14 protein-coding genes are annotated in these 12,574 nt (G+C 62.9%); 3 read left to right on the plus strand and 11 right to left on the minus strand.

The annotated features are described in order from the left end of the window. Positions 1-43 precede the first annotated feature (43 nt). The 4 genes from HB675_RS02010 to pcaH form a co-directional block, all read right to left on the minus strand. Positions 44-922, minus strand: a complete 879-nt coding sequence (locus HB675_RS02010) for an EamA family transporter (RefSeq protein WP_213875408.1) — start codon at positions 920-922, stop codon at positions 44-46. Positions 923-1,058: 136 nt separating this feature from the next. After that, positions 1,059-1,835: an IclR family transcriptional regulator gene (locus HB675_RS02015; protein ID WP_213875409.1), complete on the minus strand. Its 777-nt coding sequence runs from the start codon at positions 1,833-1,835 to the stop codon at positions 1,059-1,061. Between the two features lie 165 nt (positions 1,836-2,000). Next, on the minus strand, positions 2,001-2,606 hold the full coding sequence (pcaG, locus tag HB675_RS02020; RefSeq protein WP_213875410.1) for a protocatechuate 3,4-dioxygenase subunit alpha: 606 nt from the start codon (positions 2,604-2,606) through the stop codon (positions 2,001-2,003). Between the two features lie 12 nt (positions 2,607-2,618). Further along, a complete protein-coding gene (pcaH, locus tag HB675_RS02025; protein ID WP_213875411.1) occupies positions 2,619-3,338 on the minus strand; it encodes a protocatechuate 3,4-dioxygenase subunit beta in 720 nt (239 codons plus the stop codon). Between the two features lie 145 nt (positions 3,339-3,483). On the opposite strand from pcaH, the gene HB675_RS02030 reads away from it, so the two are divergent. Continuing rightward, positions 3,484-4,371 carry a neutral zinc metallopeptidase gene (locus tag HB675_RS02030; protein ID WP_213875412.1) on the plus strand — a complete coding sequence of 296 codons (888 nt, stop codon included), beginning with the start codon at positions 3,484-3,486 and terminating at the stop codon, positions 4,369-4,371. 100 nt (positions 4,372-4,471) lie between these two features. Here HB675_RS02030 and HB675_RS02035 read toward each other — a convergent pair whose 3' ends face one another. The 3 genes from HB675_RS02035 to HB675_RS02045 form a co-directional block, all read right to left on the minus strand. Continuing rightward, positions 4,472-5,068, minus strand: coding sequence for an HAD family hydrolase (locus HB675_RS02035; RefSeq protein WP_213875413.1), 597 nt, complete (start codon positions 5,066-5,068; stop codon positions 4,472-4,474). After that, a complete protein-coding gene (gene tesB, locus HB675_RS02040; protein ID WP_213875414.1) occupies positions 5,065-5,934 on the minus strand; it encodes an acyl-CoA thioesterase II in 870 nt (289 codons plus the stop codon). The genes HB675_RS02035 and tesB overlap by 4 nt, the downstream gene beginning before the upstream one ends. A 65-nt stretch (positions 5,935-5,999) precedes the next feature. Next, complete coding sequence (locus tag HB675_RS02045) at positions 6,000-6,566, minus strand: GNAT family N-acetyltransferase (protein WP_213875415.1); 567 nt, start codon at positions 6,564-6,566, stop codon at positions 6,000-6,002. 87 nt (positions 6,567-6,653) lie between these two features. On the opposite strand from HB675_RS02045, the gene HB675_RS02050 reads away from it, so the two are divergent. Next, positions 6,654-7,574, plus strand: a complete 921-nt coding sequence (locus tag HB675_RS02050) for a histone deacetylase (RefSeq protein WP_213875416.1) — start codon at positions 6,654-6,656, stop codon at positions 7,572-7,574. A gap of 164 nt (positions 7,575-7,738) precedes the next feature. Next, positions 7,739-8,998: a TIGR03862 family flavoprotein gene (locus HB675_RS02055; protein ID WP_213875417.1), complete on the plus strand. Its 1,260-nt coding sequence runs from the start codon at positions 7,739-7,741 to the stop codon at positions 8,996-8,998. 10 nt (positions 8,999-9,008) lie between these two features. Here the strand turns inward: HB675_RS02055 and HB675_RS02060 are convergent, their stop codons facing one another. From HB675_RS02060 to HB675_RS02075, 4 genes are all read right to left on the minus strand, one after another. Then, complete coding sequence (locus tag HB675_RS02060; RefSeq protein WP_213875418.1) at positions 9,009-10,343, minus strand: DEAD/DEAH box helicase; 1,335 nt, start codon at positions 10,341-10,343, stop codon at positions 9,009-9,011. Positions 10,344-10,491: 148 nt separating this feature from the next. After that, positions 10,492-11,100, minus strand: coding sequence for a 3'-5' exonuclease (locus tag HB675_RS02065; protein ID WP_213875419.1), 609 nt, complete (start codon positions 11,098-11,100; stop codon positions 10,492-10,494). A gap of 33 nt (positions 11,101-11,133) precedes the next feature. Further along, on the minus strand, positions 11,134-11,613 hold the full coding sequence (locus HB675_RS02070; protein ID WP_213875420.1) for an NYN domain-containing protein: 480 nt from the start codon (positions 11,611-11,613) through the stop codon (positions 11,134-11,136). Positions 11,614-11,719: 106 nt separating this feature from the next. Beyond that, positions 11,720-12,457 carry a DUF2076 domain-containing protein gene (locus HB675_RS02075; RefSeq protein ID WP_213875421.1) on the minus strand — a complete coding sequence of 246 codons (738 nt, stop codon included), beginning with the start codon at positions 12,455-12,457 and terminating at the stop codon, positions 11,720-11,722. Positions 12,458-12,574: the final 117 nt, after the last annotated feature.

Here is a 12,574-nt window from a genome sequence, read left to right on the forward strand (position 1 = left end):
CGACGGCTCCCACCGGTTACCCACATGCCCCGTGGGAGCAGCCCTACCCCGCCTTCACGCGCTTCTGCATCCACGCGGCCGCCAGGCCGCTGAGGCAGATGATCGCAATCCCCACCAGGGTCGCCGGCTCCGGCACATGCCCGAACAGCAGATAACCGAGCAACCCGGCAAACACGATCTGGCAATAGCCGAATGGTGCGAGCAAGGCCGGCGCGGCATGGCGAAAGGCCTGGGTCATCAACAGGTGCGCGACCATGCCCAGGCCGCCCAGCGCCAGCATCAACAAGCCGTGCCAACCGGTGGGCGTCTGCCAGAAGAAGGGCACGATGGCGCTCATGATCAGGGTCGAGGTGATGCCCGCATAGAAGTTGCTGGTGGTCGGGCTGTCGGTCTCGCTCAGCTTGCGAGTAAGGATCTGGTAGAAGCAGAAACAAGTTGCCGAGCCCAAAGCCAGCAGAATGCTCGGCTTGAACAACTCGCCCCCCGGATGGACGATCACCACCACCCCGCTGAAGCCCGCTAGCACCGCCGCCCACTGACCTCTGGAGACCCGCTCGCCCAGCAGCGGCACTGACAGCGCGGTGACCAGCAGCGGGGCGAGGAAATTGACTGCGGTGGCTTCGGCCAGCGGAATGTATTGCAGGGCGGTGATAAAAAACAAGGTAGTGGCCAGCAGACAACTGGCGCGCAAGGCTTGCAGCGGCAGGCGCCGGGTACGCAACACGCGCAAGCCGCTGCCAGGCAGGAACAGGCCGACCATCAACAAGGTGTGCATCAGGTAACGGGCCCAGACCACCATCAGAATCGGGTAGAAGGCCGTCAGGTATTTCGACAGGGCGTCATGGCCCGAGAACAGCAAGGTCGCCACGACGATCAGCAGGATGCCTTTGAAGGGCTGATGGGTTCCGTCCAAGGCTGTCACGGGGGGTGCCACTCCTGCGCGATGCGCCGAATGAAATGCTCCATTCGGCCACTGTTGTTTTTATTCAATCACCGCTTATTTAGAACGCAGTTCCATATTGTCGCAAGGGGCTTCGGGTTTTTATTTATAGGGCTCGTTAAACGAAGAGCTCGGAGGCGGGAGAGGCTGCAGAAAGTTCGGAGGCGCTCGCCAACAAGGCGGGGGCGATGTCCTCCATTCTGGCCATACTCAGGCGCGCGGTGGGGCCGGCGACGCTGAGGACGCCGACCACATGCTGGTCCACCGGGTCGCGCACCACGACAGCCAGCGCCGACATGCCCACGGCCGAGCTTTCGCTGACCCAGGCGTAACCCCGTTCGCGAGCCACCCTCAGGCGCTCCAGCAGTTCGGCATTGGACTTGGGTGCATGGGGGCCAAAATCCGCAGGGTCGGTCAGGCCCTGCTGTTCGACTCTGGCCAACGCTTGCGCATCGCTCATGCTCGACAGCCAGGCATGCCCGGAGGCGGTATAGAACAAGGGGGCATCGCGACCCATGTCGGGGTCATAGCGCAGGCCCGGCCGGGCGCCCTGAGCTTTGGCGATCCAGGTCTGGCGATCGCCGTCGATCACCCCCAGACGCACCAGTTCACCGGTTTCCAGCGCCAACCGGTCGAGGATCGGCTGGACAATATCGGCGCCGCTGCTGGCCAGGTAGCGAAAGCCCAAGGCGACCAGTTTGGTCGACAGGTGATAACGCTGATTGTCCGGATTCTGGCGCACGTAGCCCAGCCGAATCAGCTCGGCCAGCATGCGGTGGGTGGCGCTTTTCGGAATGTCCAGCTGATCGGCCAGGTCCTGCATGTGCATGCCGCGCGGATCGCTGGTGAGGCTTTCGAGAAGGCTGAATGCGCGTTCGATCTGACTGCCGGCCATGGAGTGAGTCCTGGAAAAATTCGGGCGATTCTACACGCGGCTTGGTGGAGCACAAACCATAGAATATGGAACCGAATTCCACAACCTGAAACGAACGCGGGCTGCGCGCACTCCCACCGTTGATCCTGTGGGAGCGCGCGCAGCCCGGGTTCGATTCAGCGCCAATCAGAAATCGAAGAACACCGTCTCGCCTTCGCCCTGAATGCGGATATCAAAACGGTAGGCCGTCTTGCCTTCCACTTCGCAGCGTTTGGCAATCAAGGTCAGACGGCGGGCCGGTTGCTCGATCAGGTTGAGCACCGGGTCCTTGGCGTTGGCCTCGGCTTCATCATCGAAGTACAGGCGGGTTTGCAGCTGGATGTTGATCCCGCGGGCAAACAGGCTGACGTTGACGTGGGGTGCCATGGGCACGCCTGCAGCGTTGTTCACCACACCCGGCTTGACCGTGTGCAGGTTCCACTCGCCACCGTCGAAAGTGGTGGCGGTACGGCCGAAGCTGTTGAACACCTTTTCAGTGTTGTAGTCGGTGTCGTAGTGACCGCTGGCGTCGGCTTGCCAGAACTCCAGAAACGAGTCTCGCACCAGATGGCCGTTGCCGTCGTAGACATCGCCCAGTAACAGAATGTGCTCACCCGGAGCACCGGGCTTGGCCATCTGGTTCCAGATTTCGTGCTCGCGTGGCTCGATGCCGGCGGCGGACAGGGCCAGGCCGATGTGCACATAAGGGCCAGCGGTCTGCGACGGGGTTTCCTTGAGCGTTTGAACAGGCATGACAGGTCCCCCTCAGCGGTTTTCGAAGTGAGTCTTGCGCTGGCCGCGCAGGATGATGTCGAAGCGGTAGGCCAGGCAGTCCATCGGATTGGCATTGGCCAAGTCAAGCTTGGCCACCAGGCTTTGCACCGCCTCCGGGTCAGCGATCGATTTGACGATCGGGCAGAACGGAATCAGCGGGTCACCCTCGAAATACAGCTGGGTGATGAGCTTGGTGGAGATCGACGGGCCACTGATGGAGAAGTGGATGTGCGCCGGGCGCCAGTCGTTGGGACCGTTGCGCCATGGGTAAGGGCCTGGCTTGACGGTGCGGAAGCTGTAATAGCCCTCGCTGTCGGTCAGGGTGCGGCCCACGCCACCGAAGTTGGGGTCGAGCGGCGCCAGGTAACGGTCATTCTTGTGGCGATAGCGGCCGCCAGCGTTGGCCTGCCACATTTCTACCAACGTGTGGGGGATCGGCTTGCCATATTGGTCGCAGACGCGGCCAGCGACGATGATGCGTTCGCCGACGGGTAAACCACCATGGTTATAGTTGAGCAGCAGATCGTGGTCGTGCTCGCCGAACTTGAGGTGGGAAAAGTTGGGCCCTGTGGTCTCGCTCACCGACTGCGGGATACTTACCAACGCCTGACGCGGCGAGCGTGGAATCGAGGTCTTGTAGTCGGGGGTCAGTGCCTTGGGGTGCCAATTGCGATCACGGATAATGAAGCGACTGGAGTCTTGGGAAGACATGTCGATCTCCTGTTATTGGAGTTATAAAAGACCTGAAGTCAGGCTGACGACTAGTCTCACGCAAACCCCGCGCGACGAACACTGAAAATAACGGTCCTACCCATAACCAAATGGATATGACCTAACCGCATCCGAGGGACTCAGCATGCTATGGAAAAAAGGCCGCCGCAGTGACAACGTCGTCGATGATCGGGACGGCTCGCCGGGTGGTGGTGGTGGTGGTCTGCGTATTGGCGGCAAAGGCCTGAGCCTGACGGCGGTGGTGCTGGTAGTGGGGTTCGGTCTGTTGACCGGTCAGGATCCGCTTCAGCTACTGGCAGAACTCAGCGGGCAAACCAGCCATACTCAATCACCCTCCCCAGCCAGCACCAAAGCGCCGCCGGCCAATGATCAACAAGCCGAATTCGTTCGTTCCATCCTCGGCGACACCGAAGACACCTGGCGTCAGGTGTTCGCGCAGATGGGCCGCCAGTACAAGGACCCGACGCTGGTGCTGTTCCGCAGCCAGGTCCGCTCGGGCTGTGGCAACGCGACCTCGGCCACGGGCCCGTTCTACTGCCCGGCCGACCAGAAGGTGTATCTGGACATGGACTTCTTCCGTGAGATGAGCACCCGTTTCGGCGCCGCCGGTGATTTTGCCCAGGCTTATGTGATCGCCCACGAGGTGGGCCACCATGTGCAGAACCTGCTGGGGATTTCGGCCAAGGTCGATGCCGCCGCCCAACGGGGCCAACCCATGGAAGGCGCCAGCGGCTTGTCGGTGCGCCTGGAGCTGCAAGCCGACTGCTTTGCCGGGGTATGGGCCAACAATGCGCAGAAGCGCCTCAACTGGCTGGAGCCTGGAGATATCGAAGAGGCGCTAAACGCCGCCAACGCCATCGGCGACGACCGTTTGCAGCAGCAGGGTCAGGGGCGCGTGGTGCCGGACTCCTTTACCCATGGCTCCTCCGCACAGCGGGTGCGTTGGTTCAAGACCGGGTTTGCCAAGGGGGACATCAATCAGTGCGATACCTTTGCGGCGCAGAATCTCTAAGGCGCCCTCCGCGCCCAATTGCAGGACCGAGCTTGCTCGGGAAGGCAGTGCGGCCCTTATCCGATAATTGCGCGACCGTTCTTCCCGAGCAAGCTCGGGCCTACCGGTGGGCAATCATCTGGGCCAGGACGTTGCAGTCGGCCGCATGCCAATCCGCCAGTTCCGGCCACGGGTTCTCCGGCAGGTTGACCAGCACCGAATGCGCCCCGGCCGCTCGCGCGCACTCCAGGTCGAAGCGGTAATCACCGACCATCACCATCTGCGCAGGGGCCACGCCCCAAGCCTTGGACAGGCTCAGCAACCCCTGTGGGTCAGGCTTGGGCAAGGCATCGTCGCGACCCAGCACGTCGGCCTCATCGAAACAGTCGGCGATGCCGATTGCCTGCAAGGTGATATGGGCCAGCTCTCGCGCATTGCGGGTCAGGATGCCCAGGCGGTAGCCACGCGCCGCCAGCTCACGCACCAACTCCACTGCGCCGGGCGCCGCCTGCGAGGCCACCGCCAGCTCGCGCTCGTGCTCCAGCAACCAGGCGTGCTTGGCCTGCCCTTGTTCGGCCGGCAGGGCCGCAAGGTGCGTGAGGATGTCGTCCTCGGGCGGAATATCCAGCGCCCGGCGGATAGCGACGAAGTCGTGCACCGCCACGGTCAGGGTACCGTCCATGTCGAACACCCAGTGACGCAAATTACCGACGCTCATGCCCAGTCCTTGCGGTGGCGGATCAAGCCTTCCTGAGCCGACGACGCCACCAGTCGCCCTTCCCGGTTGAAGATACTGGCGCGGGCAAACCCACGGGCGTTGCCCGCCCAAGGGCTGTCGATGGCATACAGCAGCCACTCGTCGGCCTGGACGTTGCCGTGAAACCACAGCGAATGATCGAGACTGGCCAACTGCATATCGCGATTCCACACCGACTTGCCGTGGGGCAACAACGCGGTGGTCAGCAGATTGAAATCGGACGCGTAGGCCAGCAGATATTTGTGCAAGGCCGGCTGAGCGGGCAAGGTGCCATCAGCGCGAAACCAGATGTACTTGATCGGCTCGGCGGGCTCGGGGTTCAAGGGGTCGCGCACTGTGACCGGCCGCACTTCGATGGGCTTTGGGCATAGCAGCTTTTCGCGCAGGTGTTCCGGCATCAAATGAGCGGCCGCCTGCATCAATTCGATCTCGGTGGGCAGGTCTTCCGGGCCGACCACCTCGGGCATGCTCGCCTGATGCTCGAAACCGACCTCGTCCACTTGAAACGACACGCTGCAGGTGAAGATCTGCTTGCCCTTCTGCACCGCCGTGACGCGCCGGGTGCTGAAACTGCCGCCGTCCCGCACCCGCTCGACCATGTACACCACGGGCAACTGGGCATCGCCGGGACGCAGGAAATAACCATGCAGGGAATGCACGTGGCGGTCCGTTTCGAGGGTCTGGGTGGCCGCCGACAAGGACTGCCCCAGTACCTGCCCGCCGAACAACTGGCGAAAACCCAGGTCCTGGCTGCGTCCGCGAAACAGATTTTCTTCAATCGGCTCAAGGCTCAGCAAATCGACCAGATCATTCAGCACTTCGCTCATTCGAACCCTCCGACGCCGATTTGGTACAACGGCAAAAGCGCCATGATACAAAATGTGTGGCCGGCTTACCCGCGCAACGTGTCCAGCCATTGGGAACGGGTAATGCGGTACAGCAAGTGACGGCGCAAGGGATGACCGTCGGCCAGGGCCGGATGATCGAACTCGCTGCGATCGCGGCGCATGCCGATGGCCTGCATGACTTTTTCCGAGGCTACATTGGCGGTGGCAGCAAAGGCCACCATCTCGTCCAGGTCCAGCTGGCCGAAGCCACAGCGCAGGGCAGTCCAGGCCGCTTCGCTGGCGTAGCCCAGCCCCCAGTGCTGGCGGCCCAGGCGCCAGGCGATCTCCACCGCCGGGGTGAAAATCGCTTCGAAATCGACGTGGTTGAGCCCGGTAAAACCGATGAATTCACCGCTGTCCTTGCGCTGCAACGCCCAGAGCCCAAAGCCGTTTTCAGCGAAGTGCCCGCGAATATTGCCAATGACCGCCGCGCTCTCCAGACGGCTGAGGGCCTGGGGGTAATAGCGCATGACCTGAGGGTCGGCACACATCTCGGCAAATTGCGGCAGATCGTCGTCGCGCCACTGCCGCAGCAGCAAGCGCGCGCTTTCCAGTTGCAGGATCCGGGTCATTGCTTGCACTCCTTCAAGCGTGCGGCATCGTCATTGAACTGGCAAGATTGGCCCTTCGGCCAACGGCCCGCTGCCCAGACGCTCCTGATGCCAATGCCATTGATCTACCACGAGGACTACAGCCCGACGTTCCCCGCCGAGCATCGTTTTCCCATGGACAAATTCCGTTTGCTGCGCGACCACCTCGTTGCCACCGGGCTGACCCGCGACCACGACTTGCTGAGGCCACAGCTGTGCCCTGTGGATATCCTCGCACTGGCCCATGACCGCTCCTATATCGAGCGCTACATGAACGCCGAGTTGTCTCGCGAAGACCAACGGCGCCTCGGCCTGCCCTGGAGCGAAGCCTTGGCCCGGCGTACCGTGCGCGCCGTAGGCGGCTCGTTGCTGACTGCGCAAATGGCCCTGCGCCACGGTCTGGCCTGCCACCTGGCGGGTGGCACCCACCATGCTCACTACGACTACCCAGCCGGTTTCTGCATTTTCAATGACCTGGCAGTGATCAGCCATTACCTGCTGGAAGCCGGCCAGGTCAGCCGTGTGCTCATTTTTGACTGCGATGTGCACCAGGGCGACGGCACGGCGCGCATCCTCGAGCACACGGCCGATGCCATTACCGTATCACTGCACTGCGAAAAGAACTTTCCAGCCCGCAAGGCCCAGAGTGACTGGGACATTCCCTTGGCCATGGGCTTGAATGATAGCCAGTACTTGCAGGTGGTGGACGAGGCGCTGGACTATCTGCTGCCGCTGTACCAACCGGACCTGGTGCTGTACGACGCCGGGGTGGATGTTCACCAGCACGACGCGCTGGGCTATCTGAAGCTGACCGATGCAGGGATCGCTGCACGGGACGAGGCCGTGATTCGTCACTGTCTCAAGCGCGCCATACCGGTCATGGGGGTGATCGGCGGCGGCTACAGCAAGGACCGGGAGGCCCTGGCCGCGCGTCACGGCATCCTGCACCACAGTGCTCAGCGCCTGTGGACAGAATTCAATCTGGATTAAAACCGTGGAAGTTACCCACAGTGGCTGTGCAGCCGCCTGTGGATAAGCTGAGCGCAAGCAGATTTCCCCCAGCAATTCCGGTACTTGGCGGCGCCTGTACGTTTTTTGCTCAACTCGCTTGAGGTACACTGCGCGACCTGTTTACAACGATGCCACACACCGCCATGACCGATCAGCGCCCTCCTCGCCCCTACCACGTTGCAATCATTGGCGGCGGCCCTGCCGGATTGATGGCCGCCGAGCGCCTGAGCCAGGCCGGCATGCGTGTCGATCTGTATGACGGCATGGCTTCGGTGGGGCGCAAGTTTCTCCTGGCAGGCGTGGGCGGCATGAACATTACCCACTCCGAAGCCCTGCCCGCCTTCATTTCACGCTATGCCGAGCGCAGCGACTGGGTCGCCGGCTGGCTACGGGCGTTCGATGCCGATCACTTGCGCACCTGGATTCAGGGCCTGGGTATCGACACCTTCGTCGGCAGCTCGGGCCGGGTGTTCCCCACCGACATGAAGGCTGCGCCCTTGCTGCGCGCGTGGCTCAAGCGCCTGCGCGATGCCGGCGTGGTTATCCACACCCGACATCGCTGGCTGGGCTGGCAGGCCGATGGCGTACTGAAGATCTGTTATCCACAGGGCGAGATGCAGGTGAGGCCAGACGCCACGGTGCTTGCCCTCGGCGGCGCCAGTTGGACGCGGCTGGGTTCCGACGGGGCGTGGGTGCCTGGCCTTGAGGCCCATGAGGTCGAAGTCAACCCGTTACAGGCCGCCAATTGCGGTTTTGAAGTCGGCGCCTGGAGCGATCTTCTGCGCGAGCGATTCGCCGGGGCGCCGCTGAAGAATATCGCCATGGGCCTGAGCGACGGGCCTTTGCGGCTGGGGGAATGCGTGGTCACGGCGACCGGGGTGGAAGGCAGTCTGGTCTATGCGCTGTCCGCGCAAATTCGCGAGCGCATCAACGCCCAGGGAAAGGCTGTGGTGCATCTGGATCTGCTGCCGAGCACATCTGTGGATAGCGTCGTAAAAGCCCTGAGCAAGCCTCGCGGCTCCCGCTCCATGGCCAAACATTTGCACAGCCAATTAGGCCTGGACGGGGTCAAGGCGGGCCTGCTGCGTGAGCTTGCGCACAAAGAGGACTTCGCCGACACCGCCGCTCTGGCGAGGTTGATCAAGCAATTGCCCGTGACCCTGGTGAGACCGCGGCCGCTGGACGAAGCCATCAGCACGGCCGGCGGGGTCGCGCCCGAGGCGCTGGATGAGCGCCTGATGCTGAAAAATATGCCGGGGGTATTTTGCGCAGGCGAAATGCTCGACTGGGAAGCGCCGACCGGCGGTTACCTGCTGACGGCATGCTTCGCCAGCGGGTGCGTGGCAGCGGATGGGGTGTTGAGTTGGTTGACGACTTTCTCCCCATCCACACCCACGCCGTAGGAGACGGGGCTTACGGCTTGCGCTTGCGCGGCCCGGTGTTGAAGACCGGCACCTTGCGCACAGGCTTGGGCGCCGGCACCGGATCACTCGGGGTATCGCCGCTGTCCAGCCACTTGCCCAGGGTGCGCTTGCCGCCGCTGACCTTGGGTTTTTTCGGTTTTTTCGGCTTTTTAAGCACCTGGCCGCTGGCGTCGGTGGAAGGCACACGATGCTCAGGCTCGAAATCAGGCTCCTCGATGCGTTTGAGGGTCTGGCGGGTCAGGGTTTCGATGGCAGACAATAGCTGCACCTCGTCGGCACACACCAGCGAAATCGCTTCGCCCGTCGCCCCGGCGCGTCCGGTACGGCCGATGCGGTGGATGTAATCCTCCGCGACGATGGGCAGGTCGAAATTCACCACCAGCGGCAAGTCTTCGATGTCCAGGCCCCGGGCCGCCACATCGGTGGCCACCAGAATCTGCAATTCGCTGGCTTTGAAGCGATCCAGCGCCCGTTGGCGCGTGGCCTGGGGCTTGTCGCCATGGATGCCGTCGGCGTTCACACCCAAGCCCTGCAAGCGCTCGACCAGCGCATCGACTCCGTTACGGGTCTTGGCGAACACCAGCACCTGGGTCCAGCGCTGTTGACGGAGCAGGTGGCAGAACAATTCCGGCTTGCGCTTCTTGTCGACCGTGACGATCCACTGCTTGACCGAACTGGCCGCGACGTTGCGCGGGCTGACTTCGATGCTCAACGGGTCGTTGAGGGTCTGGCCGGCCAATGCGCGAATTGCGTCGGAGAAAGTCGCCGAGAACAGCAGGGTCTGACGCTGCTTGGGCAAGGCTGCGTAGATGTCGCGCAGCTCTTCGGAAAAGCCCAGGTCCAGCATGCGGTCGGCTTCGTCCAGCACCAGGGTTTCCAGCTGGCTGAACTTCACCGCGTTCTGGCGAAACAGATCAAGCAGACGCCCCGGCGTGGCCACCAACAAGTCGACACCCTTGCGCAGCTTCATCATCTGCGGGTTGATGCTGACGCCGCCGTACACCGCGTAGGTGCTCAGGGGCAGGTGTTCGGCATACTCCACAATGTTGGCGTGCACCTGTTCGGCCAGCTCGCGGGTCGGCACCAGAATCAGCGCGCGTGCGCAGTTGCTACCCACCTTGGGGCCGGCCATGGTCAGGCGCTGCAGCAGCGGCAGGGCGAAACCTGCGGTCTTGCCGGTGCCTGTCTGGGCAGCCGCCATCAGATCACGGCCGGCAAGCACGGCCGGAATGGCCTGGGCCTGAACCGGCGTCGGCGTCTGGTAGCCCAGGGTTTCCAGCGCGCGCAGCAGCGGGTCGATCAGGCCAAGGGAGGCGAATGTCATGGGAATTCCGTCAGAGTAGGTTTTGCGATGGCGCGCAGTTTACCTTGTTGGGGTGGGTTACGGCGCGTGGTGTTGAGGCGGGCCGATCAGACGGCCCTGCTTGCCAGTGAAAGTCAACCCAGCGAAGGATGAGGCACTGCCATTGCGGTCAAAGCCGATACTTCTTCAACGCCTCGGGAATCTTCGCCGCCGCCACTTTCTGCAAGGTGCAGAACAAGCCATGGGACACCTGCGCCAGGCCGTGGCGCTGGCGCAGCTCGGTCGCCAGATAGTGCGTCAGGTTGGCGGCCATCTCCGCATCGGCCATGGCCCGGTGGGCCTGGCCGGTGTGAGGCAGGTTGGCCCAGGTGTTCAAGGTACCCAGCTTGTGATTGGGCGCCGAGGGCAGCAGTCGACGAGCCAACAGCAGCGAGCAGGCAAACTTCTGCACGCGCTCGCGACGGATCAGACTCATTTCGTAATCCCAGAAACGCTGGTCGAAGGACGCGTTGTGCGCCAGCAGCGGGGTATGGCCCACGAACTCGCCCACCTGCTCCATGACCTCGGCGGCCGGTGGCGCGTTGCGCACCATGGCCGTGGAAATCCCGGTGAGGCCGGTGATGAAACCCGGCACCGGCAAGCCGGCGTTCATCAGGCTCTGGAAGCGGTCGACGATGCGCCCGCCCTCCAGCATCACCACAGCGATCTCGGTGGCGCGGCAGCGGGCGTTGGGCGTGATGCCCGTGGTTTCAAAGTCGATGACGGCGATGCGTTCCAAGACAGCAGATTCCTGAGCAATTTCTACAGTGTTTCAATGTTTGAGCAACAAGGCGCCTTCGATCGGCACGTAGCGGCTGGCGGCCCGAATCAGCGAATGCGCGGTGAGACCGGGGACGCCATAGGCCACCGCTTCGACACCATGTTTGTGGATAACCCGTTCCAGCAGCAGGTCGAAATCGCCATCGCCCGAGGCCAGCACGATTTCATCGACATGGTCGGCGGCGTCCATGATATCGATGGTGATGCCCACATCCCAGTCGCCTTTGGCCGAGCCATCGCTGCGCTGGATATAAGGTTTGAGTTTGACGGTAAAACCGAGGTTGCGCAGGATCTGCTGAAACTGCTGCTGTTTGCTGTCGCCACGATCGATCGCATAGGCGTAGGCCTCGACGATCTCGCCACGCTGGCGGATGTCAGCCCATAGGGCGGCGTAGTTGAAGTGGCAACCATGGACCTGGCGCACGGTGTAATAGAGGTTCTGCACATCGGCAAACACTGCGATTTTCTTCACCGCACTTCCCCTTGGCGCCCAGGCAACCGGGCCTTGGCAAAGGCCCAGTATGCCAGTGGCGGCCGCGCCGCGCCGAGTTTTGCGTCAGCGCGGCGACAGAGGGTGCTCAGACGTAGTCGTCATCGTCCGAGAAGAAGCCACCGCCATCATCGCTGCCGCCAAAGCCACCCGGATCCTGATTGGCCCACGAGTCGTTGCCGACGTTGGCCTGATCGTTGTTGCCCCAGCCGCCGTCGTTGTTGTTGCCGGCGTACTGGTTAGGCTCTTCCTTGATGACTTCGACGATCTCTTCAGGCTGCGCGTTGTGATGGAACAGACTGCTGATGCCTTCGGCCAGCATCACCCCGCCGGCCACGCCTGCAGCGGTCTTCAGCGCGCCGCCCATGAAGCTGCTGGCCGCCGACGGTGCCGCCGGGGCTTGCTGCTGAGGCGGGTAGTAGGGCTGCTGCGGCTGTTGGGGCTGGCCGCCATAGGCCGGACCACGCCCCGGCTCGCGCCAGCCGCCGGAAGACTGCGGCGCCGGAGCCGGCTCGGACTCGCGGGAGCCGCCGCCGAACAGGCTGGAGAGAAAACCGCCGCTCTGCTGAGGCTGCGCAGCCGGCTGAGCCTGGGCGCGAGCCTGCTCCAGATCCTGTTGCAGCTGTTTGTTCTGCTGGTCCATCCGCTTGAGCGCGGCCTCCTGAACCAGAATCGCCTGGGCCATGAAATAGGCCACATTCGGCTGGCGGGCCACGTGATCCTTGATCCGCTGTTCCGCTAGCGCGTCGCGCGGGCCTGCGTCCCTTTCGGCCTGTTGCAGCCGGGAAAACAGTCCATCGATCAGGGTTTGCTCATCGCTGTTCATGGCGACCTCGTTAGATTGCCGGTAGAAATCGAATGCCGGGCAGCATTTCTGCCTGGCTCAGTCATGTGATGGGGGCCGCCACGACGCTTTCAATGGCGCGCCCCATGAAACTTGTTT

The sequence above is a fragment of the Pseudomonas sp. dw_358 genome (genome assembly GCF_018449655.1).
In the GTDB taxonomy this organism is placed as follows: Bacteria; Pseudomonadota; Gammaproteobacteria; order Pseudomonadales; family Pseudomonadaceae; genus Aquipseudomonas.

Excerpts from the sequence above, each read along its gene's own strand:
- HB675_RS02035 (WP_213875413.1), bottom strand. The coding sequence starts at position 5,068 with ATGAGCGTCGGTAATTTGCGTCACTGGGTGTTCGACATGGACGGTACC.
- HB675_RS02045 (WP_213875415.1), bottom strand. The coding sequence starts at position 6,566 with ATGACCCGGATCCTGCAACTGGAAAGCGCGCGCTTGCTGCTGCGGCAG.
- HB675_RS02050 (WP_213875416.1), top strand. The coding sequence starts at position 6,654 with ATGCCAATGCCATTGATCTACCACGAGGACTACAGCCCGACGTTCCCC.
- pcaG (WP_213875410.1), bottom strand. The coding sequence starts at position 2,606 with ATGCCTGTTCAAACGCTCAAGGAAACCCCGTCGCAGACCGCTGGCCCT.
- pcaH (WP_213875411.1), bottom strand. The coding sequence starts at position 3,338 with ATGTCTTCCCAAGACTCCAGTCGCTTCATTATCCGTGATCGCAATTGG.
- HB675_RS02075 (WP_213875421.1), bottom strand. The coding sequence starts at position 12,457 with ATGAACAGCGATGAGCAAACCCTGATCGATGGACTGTTTTCCCGGCTG.
- HB675_RS02015 (WP_213875409.1), bottom strand. The coding sequence starts at position 1,835 with ATGGCCGGCAGTCAGATCGAACGCGCATTCAGCCTTCTCGAAAGCCTC.
- tesB (WP_213875414.1), bottom strand. The coding sequence starts at position 5,934 with ATGAGCGAAGTGCTGAATGATCTGGTCGATTTGCTGAGCCTTGAGCCG.
- HB675_RS02030 (WP_213875412.1), top strand. The coding sequence starts at position 3,484 with ATGCTATGGAAAAAAGGCCGCCGCAGTGACAACGTCGTCGATGATCGG.
- HB675_RS02055 (WP_213875417.1), top strand. The coding sequence starts at position 7,739 with ATGACCGATCAGCGCCCTCCTCGCCCCTACCACGTTGCAATCATTGGC.
- HB675_RS02060 (WP_213875418.1), bottom strand. The coding sequence starts at position 10,343 with ATGACATTCGCCTCCCTTGGCCTGATCGACCCGCTGCTGCGCGCGCTG.